The 21,037-nt window shown below is 58.7% G+C and carries 18 protein-coding genes and 1 pseudogene; 8 read left to right on the top strand and 11 right to left on the bottom strand.

The features are described 5' to 3' along the window. The 9 genes from KW846_RS29550 to KW846_RS29510 all read right to left on the bottom strand — a co-directional run. The coding region (locus tag KW846_RS29550) for an alanine racemase (RefSeq protein ID WP_218486449.1) at positions 1–358 on the bottom strand (358 nt) is incomplete at its 3' end. A 37-nt stretch (positions 359–395) separates the two neighbouring features. After that, the gene (locus KW846_RS29545; protein ID WP_218486448.1) at positions 396–1,598 is read right to left on the bottom strand and encodes a CaiB/BaiF CoA-transferase family protein; all 1,203 of its coding nucleotides are present in this window, start codon (positions 1,596–1,598) and stop codon (positions 396–398) included. Positions 1,599–1,617: 19 nt separating this feature from the next. Further along, a complete protein-coding gene (locus KW846_RS29540) occupies positions 1,618–2,781 on the bottom strand; it encodes an acyl-CoA dehydrogenase family protein (RefSeq protein WP_218486447.1) in 1,164 nt (387 codons plus the stop codon). A 66-nt stretch (positions 2,782–2,847) separates the two neighbouring features. Then, the gene (locus tag KW846_RS29535) at positions 2,848–3,444 is read right to left on the bottom strand and encodes a thiamine pyrophosphate-dependent enzyme (RefSeq protein ID WP_218486446.1); all 597 of its coding nucleotides are present in this window, start codon (positions 3,442–3,444) and stop codon (positions 2,848–2,850) included. Next, positions 3,432–3,971 (bottom strand): thiamine pyrophosphate-binding protein, encoded by a 540-nt coding sequence (locus KW846_RS29530; RefSeq protein ID WP_003174430.1) that lies wholly within the window; start codon positions 3,969–3,971, stop codon positions 3,432–3,434. The genes KW846_RS29535 and KW846_RS29530 overlap by 13 nt, the downstream gene beginning before the upstream one ends. A gap of 227 nt (positions 3,972–4,198) precedes the next feature. Next, positions 4,199–5,413: a pyridoxal phosphate-dependent aminotransferase gene (locus KW846_RS29525; protein WP_218486445.1), complete on the bottom strand. Its 1,215-nt coding sequence runs from the start codon at positions 5,411–5,413 to the stop codon at positions 4,199–4,201. Next, positions 5,410–6,048 (bottom strand): RraA family protein, encoded by a 639-nt coding sequence (locus tag KW846_RS29520; protein WP_218486444.1) that lies wholly within the window; start codon positions 6,046–6,048, stop codon positions 5,410–5,412. The genes KW846_RS29525 and KW846_RS29520 overlap by 4 nt, the downstream gene beginning before the upstream one ends. After that, positions 6,048–6,710, bottom strand: coding sequence for an RraA family protein (locus KW846_RS29515; RefSeq protein WP_218486443.1), 663 nt, complete (start codon positions 6,708–6,710; stop codon positions 6,048–6,050). Before KW846_RS29515 ends, KW846_RS29520 begins: the two co-directional genes overlap by 1 nt. Continuing rightward, a complete protein-coding gene (locus KW846_RS29510) occupies positions 6,710–7,375 on the bottom strand; it encodes an RraA family protein (protein WP_218486442.1) in 666 nt (221 codons plus the stop codon). Before KW846_RS29510 ends, KW846_RS29515 begins: the two co-directional genes overlap by 1 nt. Positions 7,376–7,480: 105 nt before the next feature. Here KW846_RS29510 and KW846_RS29505 point away from each other — a divergent pair, with 105 nt between their 5' ends. The 3 genes and pseudogenes from KW846_RS29505 (at position 7,481) to KW846_RS29495 (ending at position 10,956) form a co-directional block, all read left to right on the top strand. Further along, the gene (locus KW846_RS29505) at positions 7,481–8,374 is read left to right on the top strand and encodes a LysR family transcriptional regulator (protein ID WP_218486441.1); all 894 of its coding nucleotides are present in this window, start codon (positions 7,481–7,483) and stop codon (positions 8,372–8,374) included. A gap of 156 nt (positions 8,375–8,530) precedes the next feature. Next, complete coding sequence (locus KW846_RS29500) at positions 8,531–9,349, top strand: alpha/beta fold hydrolase (protein WP_218486440.1); 819 nt, start codon at positions 8,531–8,533, stop codon at positions 9,347–9,349. 152 nt (positions 9,350–9,501) lie between these two features. Next, positions 9,502–10,956 (top strand): annotated as a pseudogene (locus KW846_RS29495) (alanine/glycine:cation symporter family protein). 61 nt (positions 10,957–11,017) lie between these two features. Here KW846_RS29495 and KW846_RS29490 read toward each other — a convergent pair. Then, on the bottom strand, positions 11,018–12,394 hold the full coding sequence (locus tag KW846_RS29490; protein WP_218486439.1) for an MFS family transporter: 1,377 nt from the start codon (positions 12,392–12,394) through the stop codon (positions 11,018–11,020). 486 nt (positions 12,395–12,880) lie between these two features. Here KW846_RS29490 and KW846_RS29485 point away from each other — a divergent pair, with 486 nt between their 5' ends. The 3 genes from KW846_RS29485 to KW846_RS29475 all read left to right on the top strand — a co-directional run bounded on the left by KW846_RS29485 (position 12,881) and on the right by KW846_RS29475 (position 15,660). After that, positions 12,881–13,822, top strand: coding sequence for a LysR substrate-binding domain-containing protein (locus KW846_RS29485; protein ID WP_218486438.1), 942 nt, complete (start codon positions 12,881–12,883; stop codon positions 13,820–13,822). Between the two features lie 166 nt (positions 13,823–13,988). Further along, a complete protein-coding gene (locus tag KW846_RS29480) occupies positions 13,989–15,113 on the top strand; it encodes an MFS transporter (RefSeq protein ID WP_218486450.1) in 1,125 nt (374 codons plus the stop codon). A gap of 358 nt (positions 15,114–15,471) precedes the next feature. Then, a complete protein-coding gene (locus tag KW846_RS29475; protein ID WP_007980882.1) occupies positions 15,472–15,660 on the top strand; it encodes a hypothetical protein in 189 nt (62 codons plus the stop codon). A 66-nt stretch (positions 15,661–15,726) separates the two neighbouring features. On the opposite strand, the gene KW846_RS29470 is transcribed toward KW846_RS29475, so the two are convergent. After that, positions 15,727–17,118, bottom strand: coding sequence for an aldehyde dehydrogenase family protein (locus KW846_RS29470; protein ID WP_218486437.1), 1,392 nt, complete (start codon positions 17,116–17,118; stop codon positions 15,727–15,729). Positions 17,119–17,218: 100 nt separating this feature from the next. Between KW846_RS29470 and KW846_RS29465 the strand changes: the two genes are divergently transcribed. Together KW846_RS29465 and KW846_RS29460 are read left to right on the top strand one after the other, a co-directional pair. Continuing rightward, a complete protein-coding gene (locus KW846_RS29465; protein WP_007980886.1) occupies positions 17,219–18,097 on the top strand; it encodes a LysR family transcriptional regulator in 879 nt (292 codons plus the stop codon). Positions 18,098–18,174: 77 nt separating this feature from the next. Next, positions 18,175–20,379 (top strand): OsmC domain/YcaO domain-containing protein, encoded by a 2,205-nt coding sequence (locus KW846_RS29460; RefSeq protein ID WP_218486436.1) that lies wholly within the window; start codon positions 18,175–18,177, stop codon positions 20,377–20,379. Positions 20,380–21,037 lie beyond the last annotated feature (658 nt).

Here is a 21,037-nt window from a genome sequence, read left to right as displayed (position 1 = left end):
TGGCTTGTTTGCCAAGGATCACCAACTGAGGCTGTTCCTTGTCGACAACAGCCTTCAGCAGCTTGGCAACAGCCAGGGAGGTCAGGTCTTCGGCGGACTCGACGAGGATGGCGCGGTCGGCACCCAGGGCCAGCGCGGTGCGCAGTTGCTCTTGAGCGGTGGACGGGCCGACGGAGACGACGATGATTTCAGTCGCTATACCCTTCTCCTTCAGGCGTACGGCTTCTTCCACGGCGATCTCGCAGAACGGGTTCATCGCCATCTTGACGTTGGCAAGGTCGACGCCGGAACTGTTCGCTTTCACGCGAACTTTCACGTTGTAATCGACCACTCGTTTCACAGCTACCAGGATCTTCATTGGGCAGTGTTCTCTCGAAAAACTTTGATCGTTGCAGTCAGACGGCACCGGCGGCACGCATTTGTTCGATGCGCTCGGCCCCCAGTCCCAGCTCCTTGAGCAGCTGTTCGGTGTGTTGGCCAAGGCCCGGCACGGCATCCATACGAGGTTCGAACGCACTATTACTGCCGGGCGGAACCAGGCTCGGAATGGGGCCGGCAGAGGTTTCGACTACTCGCCAACGGTCACGGGCCTGAAGCTGCGGATGGTCCCAGACACCTTGCATGTCGTTCACCCGGGCGTTAGCGATTTGCGCGTGGTCCAGCCGATCGATCACCGCATCGAAGTTGAGCGTGGAGAACGATTCAATGATCAGTTCCCGGAGCGCGTTGCGGTTCTCGACGCGTTTGAAGTTGGCCGAAAAACGCGGGTCTTGGGCCAACTCGGGCGCAAGCAACACTTTCTCGCAAAACAGCTGCCATTCACGCTCGTTCTGCAATCCCAGCATCACCGTGGTGCCGTCACCGACAGGGAAGGGGCCGTAGGGGTAAATGGTGGCGTGCGCAGCACCGGCGCGCGGGGGCGGCGGCGCTCCCTCGTAGGCGTAGTACATCGGGTAGTTCATCCACTCGACCAGACTTTCGAGCATCGAAACATCGAGGTGGCTGCCTTCACCGGTGCGTTCACGCAACAACAGCGCAGACAGGATGCCGGTGTAGGCGTACATGCCGGCCGCGATATCGGCAATTGAACAACCGGCCTTGGCCATTTCTTCCTCGCCCTGGCCGCCAGTGACCGACAGGAATCCGCCTTCACTCTGGATCAGCAGGTCGTAGGCTTTCTTCTTCTCATAGGGGCCACCGGCGCCATAGCCTGAAATGTCGCAGACGATCAGGCGCGGAAAACGCCGGTGCAGCACCTCAAATGACAGCCCCATACGCGCGGCCGCACCCGGCGCCAGGTTCTGCACGAGCACATCGGCGGTGCCCAGCAAACGGTCCAGCACCTCAGTGGCCGAATCTTGCTTCAGGTCCAGGGTCAGGCTTTCTTTCGAACGGTTGGTCCAGACAAAGTGCGAGGCCAGACCGTTGACGCGTTGATCGTAGCCCCGGGCGAAATCGCCTGTGCCCGGACGTTCGACCTTGATCACCCGGGCGCCGAGATCGGCCAGTTGTCGGGTACAGAAGGGCGCTGCAATAGCGTGCTCGAGGCTGACGACGGTCATGCCATCGAGCGGGCGGAGGCCTTTGGGCTGGCTCATGAGGGTATCTCTCTTGTTATTAGAAAGAGCGCGGCAGCTCGAGCAGGTGTTCGGCAACGTAGGACAGGATCAGGTTGGTAGAGATGGGCGCTACCTGATACAGACGGGTTTCGCGGAATTTGCGCTCGACGTCGTATTCACAGGCAAAGCCGAATCCGCCGTGGGTCTGCAAGCAGGCGTTAGCCGCTTCCCAGGATGCTTTCGCTGCCAGGTACTTGGCCATGTTGGCGCTGGCCCCGGCGTTGATGCCGCTGTCGTATTCTTCGCAGGCACGCCAGCGCATCAGGTCAGCCGCTTCGATTTCGATGTGGGCTTCTGCGATGGGGAATTGCACGCCCTGGTTCTGCCCGATAGGGCGTCCGAACACCACGCGATCCCGGGCGTAGGCACTGGCCTTTTCGATAAACCAGCGACCGTCGCCAATGCATTCGGCAGCGATCAGGGTGCGTTCGGCATTCAGGCCATCGAGGATGTAGCGGAAGCCTTTGCCTTCCTCGCCAATCAGGCTGTCAGCGGGGATTTCCAGGTTGTCGAAGAACAGTTCGTTGGTTTCGTGATTGACCATGTTGGCGATTGGCTGCACGGTCATGCCATTGCCGATGGCTTCACGCAGATCCACGAGGAAGATCGACATGCCTTCGGATTTTTTCTTCACCTCGGCCAACGGGGTAGTGCGCGCCAGCAGGATCATCAGGTCGGAATGCTGGATTCGCGAGATCCACACCTTCTGCCCGTTGATCACGTACTTGTCGCCGCGTTTGATCGCGGTGGTTTTGATCCTGGTGGTATCGGTGCCGGTGGTGGGCTCGGTCACACCCATCGATTGCAAGCGCAGTTCACCGTTGGCCAGTTTCGGCAGGTAATAGCTTTTCTGCGCTTCGCTGCCGTGTCGCAGCAGGGTGAACATGTTGTACATCTGCCCGTGCACGGTGCCGGAGTTGCCGCCACAGCGGTTCACTTCTTCGAGAATCACCGAGGCCTCGGCCAGCCCGAGGCCGGAGCCGCCATATTCGACAGGAATCATCGCGGCCAGCCAGCCAGCGTCGGTCAGTGCCTTGACGAAGGTTTCCGGAAAGCCTTTTTCTTCGTCGACTTTGCGCCAGTAAGCAGCATCGAATTCAGCGCACAGGGCGCGTACGCCCTCGCGGATGGCATTGAGTTCTTCACAGTTGCGGTCGGTCATTATTATTCTCCTCAACGCGTCACGCATGGCATCGGCCCTGCGTGACCGGGTCCGGGTAGGGCGCAATCAGATCGGGTTGAAACCCAGCGCGGCACGAAAGCGATTCTTGATGTAGTGACCATCACGTGGCGGCAGTACACGCGGCGGGTTTTGCGCTTTGATCTTGATCGTTGCGAGCTTGACGCCGTCGCGGGTAGCGAAGCGTTCGCGCAGGTTGTGTACGCCTTCCATGTCGCGAATTTCGTCGGTCCAGCTGAAACCGCAGGTCTTCGCCACCTGGTCCAGGGAAATACCGAAACCGGCGTGGCTGACTTGCATGCCGGTCTCGCCAAAGTGCCCGTTATCGAGTACGGCGATGGTCAGGTTGGCGGGTTTTTGCAGTGCGACCGTGGCCAGTGCACCGAAGCCCATGAGCAACTCACCGTCACCGGTGACCACCACCACCGACTTGTCCGGCTGGGCGCTGGCCAGGCCCAGCCCGACCGTGATGGCGCTGCCCATGGCGGCCCAGAGGTAGTAATTCAGATCATTGTCGCCGGCCGCCATGACGTCATAGGACGCCGAGCCCAGACCGGTCACGACCAGCACGTCTTTACGGTCAGCCAGCAAGGCCTTGACCACTTCGCGGCGACACAGGGTGTGGTTTGCGCTTACTTGACCCATTTCTTTTCTCCAATCAGGCGCTGGCCGAGCAGCAGGGCAGTGGCGGAATCACCGTTGAACGCCATGGTCGCGGCGCCGTGCAGCAGCGGGGCGACATCTGCAGGCACATCCGCACGCCAGGTCATGACCTTCATCAGGTTCAAAGAGGCTTCGGTGGCCTGGCCCATCGGGTTCTGCCACGCGTTGAATTCGGCCCAGTCGCCGCGCATGGTGACCACCATCAACAGCGGGAAACCGGCACATACCTGAAGTGCCAGGGTATTGATGCAGTTACCGACACCGCTGGATTGCATCAAGAGGGCGCCACGCTCACCGCCGAGCCAGGCGCCGGCGAGGTAGCCGATGCCTTCTTCTTCGGTGGTGAGGACCACGGCCTTGATGTCCGGGTCGGCATACGACATGCGGATGGCTGCCGAGTGGCCTGCGTCCGGTACGAAGACCACGTGTTTGACGTCGTGGGCCTTGAGCACGCGGAATACGTCCTCCTGCCAATCCTGTCCCACGGTTTGTTCAGCTTCTGTTGACATGCCCATCTCCCAAGCAGTGCTGCTTTTGTGTTTTCACACATTCTGGGAGGGATGGAGGCTGGCGACGACTACCGTTTTTGTCTTTGAGATATGCCCGTTTGGTATGGCTGGAGCCATGAATGCCCGGATTGCCACGATGTTTCGATACCGGCAGTTTATGGGAGCAAGTCGATAAAATTGACCCGCACCCAACCCGTTCACGACCGGGCCGGGTGTTGGTCAGTCGCTTATCGCAGGTGGTTACAGAAGGTTTTTATTGCGTCGCAGGCTTTATGCAACGACGCATCATCCAGCGCATAGGCAATACGAATATAAGGGCCCAGTCCAAACGCGCTGCCATGCACAACGGCCACATCCGCTTCATCGAGCAGCGCGTGGGCGACATCTTCATCCGTGTACAGTACTCGTCCACCCGGTGATGTACGGCCAATCAAGCCGGAGCACGAGGCGAACGCGTAAAATGCACCCGCCGGGCTGACGCACTCGAGGCCCGGCGTGCTGTTCAGAAGCTCCACCATCAAATCCCGTCGACTCTGGAACACTGCACGGCTTTCGTGGATGAAGTCCTTTGGCCCCTCCAGGGCGGCGAGTGCGGCCTGCTGTGAGATTGAGCTGGCCCCCGAGGTTTGCTGACCTTGCAGCTTCTCCATCGCTTCGAGCAACCAGCGCGGTCCTGTCGCAAAACCGATGCGCCAGCCGGTCATGGCATAGGCCTTGGACACACCATTCATGGTCAGGGTGCGTGCTGCCAGTCCTGGTTCAACCTGGGCCAGGGTAAAAAACGTCTGATCATCAAAGATCAGGTGTTCGTAGATGTCATCCGCCAGGATCAGCACGTGAGGATTGGCCAATAACACTTCAGCCAGGGCTTGAAGTTCCTCTCGGCTGTACACCGCACCGGTCGGATTGGATGGCGAGTTGAGGATCAGCCAGCGCGTCCGGGGTGTGATCGCCTCGGCCAGCGCCGCGGCCGTCAATTTGAAGCCGGTATTGGCCTCGCAGGTCACGATCCGGGCTTCGCCACCGCACAGCTGAACCATCTCCGGATAACTGACCCAGTAAGGTGCCGGGATGATGACTTGATCCCCCTCGTTGAGGGTCGCGGCCAGGGCGTTGTAGATCACCTGCTTGCCACCGTTGCAGACAAGGGTGTCTTGCCAGGTGACGTCCAGGCCGTTTTCGCGACGGAACTTGGCGGCCACCGCTTCTCGTAGTGAGCGTACACCAGCGACCTGGGTGTAGCGCGTGTGCCCGTTCTCGATGGCCTCAATGGCCGCTTCACGTACATGTCCGGGCGTATCGAAGTCTGGCTCGCCGGCGCACAGCGAAATGATCTTCGCACCTTGCGCCCGGCGCTCAGCCACCCGATCGATTATCCGATAGGTCGCCGACGGCTGTGCACTGGCCAGGCGTTGATTGAGTCGTTGGATATCGGCGGTCATGCCCGGGTCCTCCACGCTGTCAGGTTCATCAGTTCGAGCGTCGAACGACCTTCGGTCAGCGCCTGCATCATCTGCGCTTCCTTGCTTGCGCGGGCTTCGCCTTCAGCGAGGGTACGGGCCGCATCTTCCTTGGGAATGATGATCACACCGTCATCGTCCGCCACTACCAGATCACCTGGCGAGACATGTGCACCGTTGAAATTGAATGCCTGCCCGACCGAGGGAGCGCTGACCTTTACGGTGCCTTTGACCGAGATGCCTCGGGCAAACACCGGAAAGTGGCGTTTTTTCAGGGCGGCGATGTCACGCACGCCGCCATCTATGACCAAACCGACAACACCCGCCGCTTCGGCGGCCACAGTGAGCACTTCGCCCCAGTAACCGGCGATGAAACCTCCAGTACCCACCACCAGCACGCTGCCGCGAGGCACGCGCTCCATGGCCAGGTGCAACGCCAGGTTGTCACCCGGCGAGCACTCCAGTGGGTAGGCCGGAGCGGCGATGAAGGCACCGTCCCAGACGGGACGGATCGCGCTGTCGACCGCACAGGGCAGATGGGATGCTTCATACAGCGTCGAACTGCCCAGGGCTTTTGCTCGTTCGTGGAAATTCAACGGGAGGGGGAGCGTGGTCATCAGACTTTCCTCTGCAGGCTGTGGTAACCCAGTGCGGTCCGGGCTTCCTTGAGGGTTTTTCCTTGAGCGATCAGGGCCCGGATATCGGCTTCGACCGACTCGATCTGGCGGGCGCACGCGGCCACCTCAGCTGCCCGGGCGCGAGGCACAATCACCACGCCGTTGGCGTCGGCCACCACGATGTCACGGGCACACACCCGGGCGGTGCCGACGGACACTGGCTGATTGACGGATTGAACCTGCACGCGGTCCTTGCCGGTGCGCATGAACCGGCCCTTGCTGAAGATCGGATAGCCGTCACCCAGCGCCTTGTTCACGTCACGGCATACACCGTCGATGACCGTTGCGGCGATCTGCCGGCTGCCGGCGTACTGGGTCATGATGTCGCCCCATACCGTGCAGTCTGTGCGGCCACCGTTGTCGATCACCACGACGTCACCGGGCAGCACGTCTTCGATGAAATCGCCCACGGTTCCAGGCGGCACGCTGGCCGAAACGTACTGTACGGTGAACGCCGGTCCGACGATGACCTTGTTGTAGTTGTCCAGCGGTGCCACGCCCAGGCATTGGCCGGGCAGGCCGAGTTTGTCCAGGGCATCGGAGACGCCAGGGGTGTCCAGGCCTTCAAACAGGGCCACAAGTGCTTGGTCTTCAAGACTCATCAGGAACGCTCCACCTGGATAGCTTCGAACTGGGTGTCATGCATCACGTCGGCCACTGAGCGGCCGCTGCGAACAGCTTCCACCATGCCGTCCTGGCGACGGGTAATGCGCTCGCCAAGATCGACGACCTTCTCGATGTACGCCTGGGGTACGAAGACCGTTCCGCAGCGATCGGCGATGACATAGTCGTCTTCGCTGACGTCGACGCCCGCCACATTGATCGTCACGGCAGCATCGATCTGCACCACCCGATTGCGCGCGCTGATCATGGTGACGCCACGGCCATAGACCGGATAGCCAATCGACGCGCTGCCATCAATATCGCGGCTGAAACCGTCGATAACTGTGCCGCGCACCTGTTTGCTGGCTGCGGCATTGGCAAGAATGTCGCCCCAGCAGGAAATGCCCTCGATACCGCCGGCGATCACCAGCACGCGGTCGTTGCTGTCGATCTGCTCCACCACCGGGGTGATCAGATGCACGGTGGGTACACTGTCGGTTTTTGGCGCAAGCAGTACGGTGCTGGCGCGACCGACGATCTTCGGGCAGTTCCACAGCGGGCGTAGCCCCACGGTGGCACCGGCCAGGCCGAGGAAGTCGAGGGCGTCAGATACCGTGTTGGTATCCAGCGCCGCCAAGCGATCGAGCACACTCTTTTTGTTCATGGGGTAGCCCCTGCGATGACGGAGGCGACCAGTGTCGACGAGGCGATTTGATAGGTATATTACTAATCACAGAAGCGTTAGATACGCTAAACCTATGGAAAAATCATGATCAATTTCCGTCTGATCCGTCACCTCTGGCTGTTCCTGGCCGTCGCCGAAGAGCAGAATTTCGGCCGTGCAGCCAAGCGGCTTGGCATGTCTCAGCCACCCCTGAGCGAACAGATTCAGGTGCTGGAGCAGGCACTCAAGGTCCAACTGTTCGAGCGCTCGCGGCGCGGGGCGAAACTGACCCCCGTGGGGGCGGCGATCCTGCCGGCGGTGCGTAAATTCGCCGAGCAACTCGAGCGCCTGGAGCTGGCGGTCGAGGAGGCGGTAGCGGGACAGTCGGGGATGTTGACCATCGGCGCCATCTCCACGGCCATGTTCGACGTACTGCCCGGCCTGATCGAACAGATGAAGGTCGAATACCCGAACCTGACCGTATCCGTGCGGGAAATCGACAGCGTAGAGGCCGTTCCGGCGCTGGAGGCCGGTGATATCGACCTGGCCTTCGCCCGCCTGGACGGTGATCTGGGCGCCTCGATCCAGTCACTGCCATTGCTTGAAGATCGCCTGGTAGTGGCGTTGCCCAGTGACCACCCATTGGCTGCGCGCACGCGTATCAGTTTGTCCAGCCTGGCCAACGAACCTTTGGTGATGTTTTCGCGAAAGGTCAGCCCGGTGTATTTCGACAACTTGATTGCAACCTGCCGAGCCAGCGGATTTTCCCCGCGCGTGCTGCATGAAGTGCGTTCTGTCGCTTCGCAGATCGCCTTTGTCAGCTATGGGCAGGGCATCGCCCTGGTACCGGCATCCTTGAAAAAAATGGCACCGGATAACGTGGTCTTTCGATCATTGAGTCAGAAGCTCAACGTGGTGACGACGGCGGTGGCCTGGAATGCGGATCGGCCCAATCCGCTCATAGCTGAAGTCATTGCCCGACTGCGGAAAAAGGCCTGAGACGGGCAAGGGCGGCGAGTGGGCGATCGACGATAGGTTTGGCGTATGGAAACGTTCCACAATTAGGAATTTACATAAGACTCGAACCGGCTGAAATTGGGCCTGTCGCCGATGACCTGTTTCGGCGGCAGTCTTATCGTCCAAGGAGTCATTTACGTGACCGCATCCGAAACGTTCACTCATACGCAGGTCCCGTTGACCGTCGAGGGCGTCCAGCTGAACGTCGCCGCCATTCATCGAGATGGCAACCTGACGCCGATCGTGTTCCTGCATGGTTTTGGTTCCACCAAAGAGGACTACGCCGACATTGTGCAGCACGCGGAATTCGCCGGGCATCCCTTCCTCGCCTACGACGCACCGGGCTGCGGTGAGAGCCAGTGCAGCGACCTTTCCAGTGTTTCGATTCCTTTTCTGCTGCAGACCGCGTTGCAGGTGCTGGAGCATTTCGGTATCGAGCGCTTCCATCTGGTCGGTCACTCCATGGGCGGATTGACTGCGCTGATGCTGGCCCATCAGTTCCCGGAACGGGTAATCAGTTTCGTCGATATAGAGGGCAATATTGCCCCGGAAGACTGTTTTCTCAGCCGACAGATCGTTGATTATCCAAGCGATGATCCAGAGAAATTCTTCACGGCTTTCATCGAGCGTGCCCGGCAGGCCCCGGCATACGCCAGCGCACTCTATTCGGCGAGCCTCAGGCACAAGGTGCGTGCCGGGGCCGTGCGGGGGATTTTCCAGTCGATGGTCGACCTTTCCGATAACGCCGACCTGATGAGCAAGTTTCTCGGCTTGAAGTGCCCGCGAATGTTCATGTACGGCGAGCAGAACGCTTCACTGTCCTACCTTTCGCACATCGAGGCCCGAGGCGTGCGTTTGGCGCCAATTCCGGCCTGCGGCCACTTCCCCATGTACTCCAACCCCACTGCGATGTGGAAACAGATCGCCGATTTCCAGACCGGCAGTCGAACCGGGTAAGTCCGATCGCCCCGAGCGCTCCCCGATGTATGGCGCGAGCCTGACAGGGGGCTCGCGGTTGCTATTCAACGTGTTTCATCCCACATGCCTGCCACGGCGATGTGTGAGGGCGCGTGCATGCCTGTAATCCATAACAACAAGAGGTGCAAATCATGCTAGAAGTCATAAACGGCTTTCTTTCCGGAAAGCTCCTGATCGTGCTCATCGTAGGCCTGGGTGGCTATTTCACGATTCGTTCACGCTTTGTCCAGTTTCGCCATTTCCTGCATATGTTCGGAGCTTTTCGCGATAGTGTGCAGAAGAGCGCCGGTTAGATCAGCTCGTTCCAGGCCTTGATGCTCAGCCTGGCGGGTCGCGTAGGGGCGGGCAATATCGCCGGGGTCGGATTGGCCGTGACGTTGGGTGGGCCCGGTGCGGTGTTCTGGATGTGGGTGACCGCGCTGGTAGGCATGTCCACCAGCTTCTTTGAATGCAGCCTGGGGCAGTTGTATAAACGATGCGACGCCAAGGGACAGTTCCGGGGTGGGCCGTCGTACTACATCCAGTACGGACTGAAACAGGCGTGGCTGGGCAAGGTCATGGCCGTGTTGCTCCTGGTCACTTTCGGTTTTGCCTTCAACGGGCTGCAATCCCATGCCGTGACCCACTCGCTGAACAATGCGTTCGGCTTCTCTACGACTTACTCCGGCATTGCGATTGCCGTATTGCTCGGCCTGGTATTCATGGGGGGCATCAAGCGCATCGCTGCCGTCTCGGACCTGTTGGTGCCGGTCAAGACACTGGCTTACATTGGCGTGACCGTTTATGTGATCGTGCTTCAGTTTGATCATGTGCCCAGCATGCTGATGACCATTTTCAAAAGTGCCTTTGGCTTGGACCAGGCGTTCGCCGGCCTGGTTGGCAGTGCCATCGTCATGGGCGTCAAGCGCGGGGTGTTTGCCAATGAGGCGGGCCTGGGCAGTGCACCCAACGTAGCCGCGGTGGCTAAAGTCGATCACCCGGCGGCTCAAGGGGTGGTTCAAGCGTTCAGCGTCTTCCTGGATACCTTCGTGATCTGTACCTGCACGGCGCTGCTGATCCTGTTGTCGGGTTTTTACACGCCAGGCTTCGAAGGCGATGGCCTGGTACTGACACAGAACGCACTGGCGGCAGTGGTCGGGGACTGGGGGCGCACGTTCATCAGCGTGGCGTTGGCGCTGTTTGTCTTCACGTCGATCCTCTACAACTACTACCTGGGCGAAAACAACCTGCGCTTTCTACTGGGTGATAAACGCGCGGCGGTGATGGCCTATCGGGGCCTGGTGTTGCTGTTGATCCTTTGGGGCGCCGTGCAAAACCTGGGCACGGTCTTCGCCTTTGCCGATATCACCATGACGCTGTTGGCCTTCGTCAATCTGATCGCCCTGGCGCTGTTGTTCAACGTCGGAATGCGCCTGCTGCGTGACTATGACCGGCAGCGCAAGGCCGGCATCAAGACGCCGATCTTCGACTCCAGCCAGTTCACGGATCTTGATCTTGATTTGCAGGCATGGCCCCATCGAGAAAAGGTCGACAACAGCATCCCCGCATCTATACCGCAGGTAGCACCTGCCTCTGCCATACGATGATGAAAAAAGGGCCCATGACAAATCATGGACCCTTGAAAGTTGTCTGGGGATGCTCCGTCAATCAGACTCGCGCAGCATGCGGTTTTACACATCCCTTCAAACCTGTACGTTCTTCAATCTCGCCTGAGCCACTGATATAGCCGTAACGCGACAGGTTTGGCATCAGCATCGCGGCGATGAAGGTGATGCTCACGACCGCTGCAACGTAGAAGAAGAAATACTCCTCGATGCCCTGTGAGCGAAGCGACAAGGCGACGTATTCGGCGGTGCCGCCAAATGCGGCATTGCCCACCGCATAGGGAAATCCAACCCCCAATGCACGTACGGCAGGCGGGAACAGTTCGGCTTTGACGATCCCGGCAATCGGCGTGTAGAGCGACGCAATGGCCAGGCCGCCAAACACCAGCACGAATGCCATGAACGGGTTGCTGACCGACTGTAGCGAGTAGAGCAGGGGGATCACCAGCAACATGGCCAGCCCGGAAAACATCAGCATGTGCGCCTTGATACCGATGCGGTCGGCGAGCAAGCCGAACAGCGGTTGGCAAAGCATGAAGCCGATCAGGGCCGCCGTCATGATGAAGCTGACCGTTTCCGGGCTGAAACCGGCGGAGATCACCAGGAACTTCTGCATGTAGGTCGTGAAGGTATAGAAATACAGCGAACCGCCGATGGTGAACGCCACCACCAGGGCAACTGCGCGTTTGTGTTTGAACATGCCGCGCAGAGAGCCGGCATCCTTGCGGCTCATGTCTTTCTTGTTGGCGGTTTCATGCATGGCGCGACGCAGATACACCACCACGATCGAGCTCAACGCGCCGATGAAGAACGGAATCCTCCAGCCCCACTCGCGCAACTCTTCGCCGGTCAGGGTTTGTTGAAGAATGACTACGGTCATCAAGGCCAGCAACTGACCGGCAATGATGGTGAAGTACTGAAACGAGCCATAGAAACAGCGACGGCCCGGTGTCGCGATTTCGCTGATGTAGGTGGCGCCGGTGCCGTATTCCGCACCGACCGACAGGCCCTGAATCAGCCTGGCAACCACCAGCAGGATCGGCGCCGCGACGCCGATGGTTGCGTAGGTCGGCATGACGGCGATCAAAAGCGAGCCGGCGCACATCATGAACACCGAAATAATCATCGAGACCTTGCGACCACGAGTGTCAGCGATCCAGCCGAAAATCCAGCCACCGAGCGGGCGCATGAAAAAACCGACGGCGAAGACGCCCGCGGTCGCCAGTAGCTGACTGGTGGTGTCGCCTTTGGGGAAAAACGAAGCGGCAAAGTAGATGGCGGTATAGGCGTAAATGAAAAAGTCGTACCACTCCACCAGATTGCCCGAGCAGGCACCCATGATGGCTTTGACGCGGTTCGGCGCTTTCATCGCAGCGGCTTCGGCTGAGTGGTCTTTGGCGTCTGGGATTGATGCGGACATGTGATTCACCCTTTTTTCAAGGCGAGGGGAGACGAGGAGCGCGCTGATGCGCGTCCGAGACTGACTCGTTGGGTTTTGGGGTTAACGAAAAGGCGTGAACCCGCTCACGGCCGGTTTTCCGTAGAGAGGGGGAAGGGTGGATGCACAAGCGTGGCGAACAGTAGTGGCCCGGGGAAATCGGACGGGTGAGGCGAAGCATTGAACATCATGGCGCGAGCCCTCGAATCTTATTCTTGTAGTGAGTCGAGCGCTCTCTGGCGTCGACGTTGATTGCACGCTACCGCAGAGTCGGGAGGGTAATAAGCCGTCAGGCAGGCCTAACTGATATACCTGAATTATATAGCTTGGCGTGCAGCCCCGGCGGGCCGGGGGTTACAGCCGGCTTGGAAGTCCCGGGGCCGCACGACACGGGGGTTGCCGGCCGTTCCAAGGTGTACAAATGCGATTACACTCACAGCACTTTCGCCGCATAACGCGTCGAGCCCGATGCTGACTGGCCTGGTAATGGATGTCGTTCAACTCAAAACCCTGATTCATGTTGCCGAACTGGGCAGTCTCAGCAAGGCCTCGGATCGTCTTCACATCGCGCAACCGGCACTTAGCCGGCAAATTCGATTGTTGGAAAAGGAGCTTGGCACCTACCTGTTTGATCGACATGGGCGAGGCATGGAGATCACCGATGCCGGCCGTGAAGTGTTGGCACATGCCACCCGAATCATGGAGGAAATGGAGTCCATTCGAAGTTCTGTCGTGGGCGCAAAGTCGTCTTTTCGGGGAACGGTCGTCATCGGCACGACGCCGACGGTTGCGCAAATCATCACCGTTCCATTGGTACGCAAGATCAAGGAGGCGCATCCGAATCTCGCCGTCAGGTTTTCCTCGGCCTTCAGCGGCTATCTGCTCGATTGGGTTCAGCGTGGCGAACTGGAGCTGGCGATTTCTTACGATCCCCAACCCCTGCATACGCTGCGTATCGTGCCGGTGATGATGGAAAACCTGCTGCTGGTCGGTCCCGCCAGCGCCAACCTGCGTCTTGATACGCCGGTGTCGTTCGAGTCATTGGCTGAGCAGCAATTGGTATTGCCAAGCGCTCGACATAGCCTTCGCGTGATTCTGGATGATTGTGCGCGTCAAGTCGGGATCAAGCTCAAGACCAGCGTTGAAGCCGACTCCTTCGGCGCCATGATCGATCTGGTCCGCAATGGCTTCGGTTTGACCGCTTTGCCTCTGGCATCGATTTACGCGCAAATCGAAGCAGGCGTGCTCAGTGCGGCCCCCTTGGTCGACCCCGTTCCCATGCGCAAGCTTGTTCAGGTTTTTCCGGCCGACAGGCGTGTCAGTCCGGCCGCCAAATTTGTCGGGGATGCCTTCATCGAGATTGCCGCCGATCTGGTCAATCGCAAAATCTGGGCTGGACACATGCTTTGAGTCAACGGCGAATCCGTTAGCTCCGAGTGTCCCGTCCCCGTGCAAATCGCCCAGATATCCGCAGTTGCGCGGTTGCTCACGACTTCCGTTTTTTCTGACCACTGATGACATTGTCTTGAACCAACAAACGCGACTGCCTGGCGTATTCGGCATCTTCATTTTGGGGATGCTGCAAGTTCTGGTCTGGGGAGGTTCGTTCTTCCTGATGGCCGTCATGGCCGATCCGATCATGAAAGAGACCGGCTGGGCCAGCCAATGGGTGTATGGCGCACTGTCCCTGAGCATCCTGGTTTCCGCGATGCTGGCACCGTTGACCAGCCGGCTTATCGCCCGCTACGGCGGCCGCCCCATCCTGGCCAGTAGTGGCCTGGGCGTCGCCATCGGGTTGTTTCTGATGGCCAGTTCGACCTCGTTGCCGATGTTTCTTTTGTCTTGGGCAGTGATTGGCGTCGGTATGGCGCTGGGGTTGTATGAAGCGCTGTTCGCCGCTTTAGGTTCTCTCTATGGAGAGCGGGCGAGCAGTGCGATTACCGGGATCACGCTCATTTCAGGGTTTGCGACAACGCTGTCATGGCCCGCGGTTGCGCTGGTCATCGAGCAGGTTGGCTGGCGCGCGACGTGCGTGGCTTATGGGGTGTTATTGGTCGTTGCCGTGGCACCGCTATATCTCTGGGTGCTGGCGCGGGGCGCGGGAGCACTCACAAAAAGCCAGGCTGTGAGTGATGAAAACCTTTCAATCGACCGGCGGATCTACCTGTTGCTCACGCTGATTTTCGCGTTGGGTGCAGTGATCATGACGGCGATGTCGGTCCAGCTGATTTCATTGTTGCAGGGGCAGGGCTACTCGCTTGCAGCCGCCATCGGGCTGAGCGCTTTACTGGGGCCGAGCCAGGTCGGTTCACGTGTTCTACAAGTGTTTTCGCGAAAGCGACACCCGATCTGGACGACGTTGATCTCCGTGGTGTTCGTGGCAATCGGTCTGCTGTTTGTGACTATCGAGCCGGCAATGACCGCTCTGGGGCTGGTGATCTACGGCGCGGGTAATGGTTTGCGGGCGATCGTTCGAGGCCTGCTGCCACTGGCCCTGATGTCGCCTACCCTTTATGTGTTGCTGATGGGGCGCATGGCTCGGCCTTCCCTCATTGGGCAAGCCTTGACCCCGCTCGCGGGCGGTTACCTGTTGCAGGCCTGGGGCGCGGGCGGTGTGCTTGCGGGGCTGAGTTCGCTGGCCGTATTGAATGTGTTGTTGGTCTTGCTGCTCATTCGGCTGGTGTGTAAAAAACAGCGCTGACCCAGCGAATCACCCTGCGCTCTGAATCAGTCGTCGGGCTTGGGGAACACGGGCCAGAAAGTAAAAAGCCCGGCGCTGGGCCGAGCTCTCTGTAGAAGGGGCCAAATCCCTTTGGCTGACCGTATTGTGCTAGATAGGTGTGACGAAAGTGTGACATCTGAATACGAAATGCCGTGGCGTAACCGTTGGGCCAAGTGCTGCTGGAGTACGACACGACATCAAAACTATCGATACTCTCTTCTCAGTACTCCACAATGGTTTTGGGGCAATCGAATGGCGGTCAGTGAAGCGCCATTGAATGTCTTGAGCATTCGCCCAGGTGGGATTTGTCTTTAATCTGGTCCGAGGTTTGATCGAGATGGCTCATTCACTTAAATACCAAATAGGCGAATCCGTTCGCACTATCGAGGCCGAGGTGGGGAAGCTGCTCGATCTGGCTGCAACGCTCAGAGAAGCAAGGGATGAAGAAATGGCTGCAGCTGTCTCGACCCAGGCGAACAAGCTGCTTGAAGCAGCAGTGGCGCTGAGGATCGCGATGTCAGGCTGAATGCTTGCGCTGCGCCCCAGGCTGAGCCAGATCAAGGCTCTGCCAGTTCGCAGCAATGCATTGCCCTTAACGCCGATCCAGCCAAACCGTCTGAGCATTGCAGAATTCGCGCACCCCGAAGTGCGAGAGTTCCCGGCCAAAGCCACTCTTCTTCACACCACCAAAACTGACACGCGGATCGCTGGCGCTATAGCCGTTGATGAACACGCCGCCGGTTTCAAGTTGGCCAGCCATCTGCCGGGCGAGTTCGTCATTGCGCGTATAAATAGTGGCGGTGAGGCCGAACTCGCTGTCATTGGCCAGCGCCAGCGCATGGGCGGCGTCTCGGGCCGTGATGATTGAAGCCACGGGACCAAACAGTTCCTGTCTGAAGGATGTCATCTGATCGGTCACGTCGCCCAGTACAGTGGGTTCGTAGTAGTTGCCGGTGCCTTCGACCTTCTTTCCACCCAGCAGCAAGGTCGCGCCTTCTTCCAGTGTGTCGCGCACCTGTTGGTCCAGTTCGTCGCGCAGATCGAAGCGCGCCATCGGGCCGATGTAAGTGGTGGAGGCGAGTGGATCACCGACGACCAGTCGTTGGGTGGCCTCGACGAACTTGCGGGTAAATTCCTCGGCAATGCCCTGCTCGACAATCAGGCGTTTGGCCGCGGCGCAGACTTGTCCGGTGTTTTGATAGCGCCCGATCACGGCGGCTTTGACCGCCTCATCGAGGTCCGCGTCGTCGAGCACGATAAACGGGTCGGAGCCGCCCAGTTCCAATACGCATTTCTTCAGCGCGGCTCCGGCCTGAGCGCCGATGGCCATGCCCGCACGCACGCTGCCGGTGAGGGTGACGGCCGCGATGCGTGGATCGGCGATTGCCTTGGATACACCGTCCGGGGTGACGTTGATGACCTCGAAGACACCTTCAGGAAAATCCGCCTGCTTGACGGCTTCCAACAGCAGGTAGGCGCTGCCCATGACGTTGGGCGCGTGCTTGAGCACGTAGGTATTGCCGGCGAGCAGGGTAGGGACCGCGCCGCGCAGCACTTGCCAGATGGGGAAGTTCCACGGCATCACGGCGAGAATCGGGCCGATCGGGCGATATTCAATGCGTGCCTTGCCGCCTTCGACCAGGGTCGGTTCTGCGCTGAGCATGGCGGGACCCTGTTCGGCGTACCACTCGCAGAGCTGCGCGCATTTTTCAATTTCGCCACGGGCCTGAGTCATCGGCTTACCCATTTCCAGGGTGATCATGTTGGCCATGGCCTCTACATTGTTGCGCAAGGCCTGGCCGAGGTTGATCAAAAGCTGTGCGCGTTGTGCAACCGGTTTGCCGCGCCAGGTGCGAAACCCGGTAGTGGCCCGCGCCAGCGCGGCCTGTAATGCCGAATCGGACTCGAAAGGGTACTGGCCGATCTGCTCGCCCGTGGTCGGGTTGATCGAAATGGCATGGGTAAGGCTGGATACGTGGGTCATGGCACCGTCCTGCTAGGTAGGAATGTGCTCAGGTTATGGGGGTATATGTTTTATGGAAACTGAATAATACTGAGCATAACGTTCACGTTTGGAGAATGACTTGGATCTGGTTCAGCTCGAAATTTTCAAGGCTGTCGCCGAGCACGGCAGCATCAGCGTTGCCGCCCAGCATATCCACCGGGTGCCATCGAATCTCACGACCCGAATCAAGCAGCTTGAGCAGGACCTGGGTGTGGATCTGTTTATCCGCGAGAAGAGTCGCCTGCGCTTGTCGCCAGCCGGCTGGAGTTTCCTGGATTACGCTCGACGCATTCTCGACCTGGTTCAAGAGGCGCGGGCCACAGTGGCGGGCGAGGAACCGCAAGGCGCCTTCGCCCTGGGTTCGCTGGAAAGCACGGCAGCGGTACGAATTCCAGAGCTATTGGCTGCCTATAACCAGAAACACGCGAAGGTCGAACTGGACCTGTCCACCGGCCCCTCCGGGACCATGATCGACGGGGTGTTGTCGGGGCGGCTGGCCGCGGCATTTGTCGATGGGCCGGTGTTGCACCCGGCGCTGGAAGGCGTACCGGCATTCGAGGAGGAGATGGTCCTGATCGCGCCACTCAATCATGAGCCGATTCATCGGGCCAAGGATGTGAATGGCGAAAACATCTATGCCTTCCGCTCCAACTGCTCCTATCGCCATCATTTCGAAAGCTGGTTTGCCAATGGCGCGGCGGTGCCCGGCAAGATATTCGAAATGGAGTCCTATCACGGCATGCTGGCCTGCGTCAGCGCCGGGGCGGGCCTGGCGCTGATGCCACGCAGCATGCTCGAAAGCATGCCTGGGTGTACGACGGTCAGCGTCTGGCCGTTGTCGGAGTCGTTCCGTTATCTGCGCACCTGGTTGGTGTGGCGCAGGGGCACGGTGTCGCAGAGCCTCACGATGTTTGTGCGCCTGCTGGAGGAGCGTGGTGTCGCGTTGATCGATAAATAGTGGAAAGTTAACGGTCTGCGCTGAAAAACCGGATAATGGCGGCCAAATCGTTTAGCTCGTTATTCTGGTAATCGCACATGGAAATCAAGGTCAACTTTCTCGACAACCTTCGACTTGAGGCCAAGTTCGACGACTTCACGGTGATCGCCGATCAACCCATTCGCTACAAGGGTGATGGCTCGGCGCCGGGGCCGTTCGATTATTTCCTGGCTTCGTCGGCGTTGTGTGCGGCGTACTTCGTGAAGTTGTATTGCGAGACTCGTAATATCCCCACCGAAAATATCCGCCTGTCGCAGAACAACATCGTTGACCCGGAAAACCGCTACAACCAGATTTTCAAGATTCAGGTCGAACTGCCGGCGGACATCTCCGCCAAGGACCGCCAGGGGATCTTGCGCTCCATTGACCGTTGCACGGTAAAGAAGGTGGTGCAAACCGGGCCTGAGTTCGTGATTGAAGAGGTCGAAAACCTCGACGCCGATGCCCAGGCGTTGCTGATGCCGCACTCGACCTCCGAGGCGGGCACCTATATTGCGGGCAAGGACCTGCCGCTGGAGCAAACCATCGCCAACATGTCGGGCATCCTGGCCGACTTGGGCATGAAGATTGAAATCGCCTCGTGGCGTAACATCGTTCCCAATGTGTGGTCGCTGCACATCCGCGATGCGCACTCGCCGATGTGTTTTACCAATGGCAAAGGCGCGACCAAGGAAGGCGCGCTGGCATCGGCGTTGGGCGAGTTTATCGAGCGGCTCAACTGCAACTTCTTCTATAACGATCAGTTCTGGGGGGAGGACATCGCCAACGCGGCGTTTGTGCATTACCCGGACGAGCGCTGGTTCAAGCCGGGCCCGAAGGACGAGCTGCCGACTGAAATCCTCGACGAATACTGTCTGAAGGTTTACGACCGGGATGGTGAGTTGCGTGGTTCGCATCTGTACGACACCAACTCCGGCAACACCCAGCGCGGCATTTGTTCGCTACCGTTTGTGCGCCAGTCGGACAATGAGGTGGTGTACTTCCCGTCCAACCTGATCGAAAACCTGTTCCTGAGCAATGGCATGAGCGCTGGCAACACGCTGGCCGAAGCGCAGGTGCAGTGCCTGTCGGAGATCTTCGAGCGCGCGGTGAAGCGCGAAATCCTCGAAGGCGAAATGGCCCTGCCGGATGTGCCGCAGGAAGTGCTGGCGAAATACCCGGGCATCCTGGCCGGTATCCAGGCCCTGGAAGAGCAGGGCTTCCCGGTGCTGGTCAAGGATGCGTCGCTGGGCGGGGAGTTCCCGGTGATGTGCGTCACCTTGATGAACCCGCGTACCGGTGGCGTATTTGCCTCGTTCGGCGCGCACCCAAGCCTGGAAGTGGCGCTGGAGCGCAGCCTGACGGAGCTGCTGCAAGGCCGCAGTTTTGAAGGTTTGAATGATTTGCCGCAGCCGACCTTCGAAGGTCAGGCGGTGACTGAGCCGAACAATTTCGTGGAGCACTTTATCGACTCCAGCGGTGTGGTCTCGTGGCGCTTCTTCAGTGCCAAGCCGGACTTTGAATTCGTTGAGTGGGATTTCTCCGGTCAAGGCGAAAACTCCAATGCCGAAGAAGCCGCGACTCTGTTCGGCATTCTCGAAGACATGGGCAAAGAAGTGTACATGGCGGTCTATGAACATATCGGCGCCAAGGCCTGCCGCATTCTGGTGCCAGATTACTCGGAAATTTATCCGGTCGAAGATTTGATCTGGGATAACACCAACAAGGCGCTGCAGTTCCGCGCCGACATCCTGAATCTGCACAGTCTGAGCAAAGTCGGCCTGCGATCGCTGGCCCAGGGGCTGGAAAGCAGCGAGCTGGATGATTACACCGACATCACTACGTTGATCGGCATCGAGTTCGACGACAACACGCCTTGGGGCAAGTTGACGATCCTGGAATTGAGGCTGCTGATTTATCTCGCCTTGCAGAAGTTTGATCAGGCCAAGGATCTGGTGGAAGCCTTCTTGCAATACAACGACAACACAGTCGAGCGCGGCCTGTTTTATCAGGCGGTGAACGTCGTGCTGGAAATGCAGTTGGACGATGATCTGGAACTGAGCGACTACGAGGTCAACTTCCGCCGGATGTTCGGTGACGAGCGCATGGACGCGGCGATAGGGTCGGTCGATGGCAGCGTACGTTTCTATGGTTTGACACCGACGAGCATGAAACTGGAAGGCCTCGACAGGCACCTTCGTCTGATAGAGAGCTATAAGAAGCTACATAGGGCGCGGGCCGGAGTGGCGACTTTATCCAGCTGAAAGCGGTAACAAAAAAGCACCTTGGGTGCTTTTTTGTTTTTTGGCGGCCAGCACAATCTTCTGTGTGTGGTGGACTCGCTATTCGGCTATGACACTGGGCAGTGGCTGGCATCGAGGATGCTCTTCTATATAGAGGGCGCATTTTCCTCCTCATTTCTGGCTTCCTTCGGGGCGTTTTAGCGCCTTCTGTAAGTTATTGATAGAAAACCTGAATCAGTGCTTGACGGCAGATTCTGGAGGCCTATAATTCGCCCCACTTCCGGCGCAGTCGAAACGGAAAACTCCTTGGTAAACAAAGAGTTACGCAGTTTTCGACAGTAGGTTGCTTCAGGTCATCGAAGCGCAAAAGAAGTTGAAAAAGAGGTGTTGACAGCAGCGAGTAACGCTGTAGAATTCGCCTCCCGCTGACGAGAGATCGAAAGCGCAAGTGGTTGAAGTTGTTAAGGAATCCTTGAAAACTTCTGAAAAAATCACTTGACAGCAAATGAGGCTGCTGTAGAATGCGCGCCTCGGTTGAGACGAAAGATCTTAACCAACCGCTCTTTAACAACTGAATCAAGCAATTCGTGTGGGTGCTTGTGGAGTCAGACTGCTAGTCAACAGATTATCAGCATCACAAGTTACTCCGCGAGAAATCAAAGATGTAACCAACGATTGC

This window comes from Pseudomonas sp. PDM32 (assembly GCF_019219225.1).
GTDB lineage: Bacteria > Pseudomonadota > Gammaproteobacteria > Pseudomonadales > Pseudomonadaceae > Aquipseudomonas > Aquipseudomonas laurylsulfatiphila.
The sequence above is the reverse complement of the archived record's forward strand: the minus strand, read 5'-3'. Positions and strand labels throughout refer to the sequence as shown.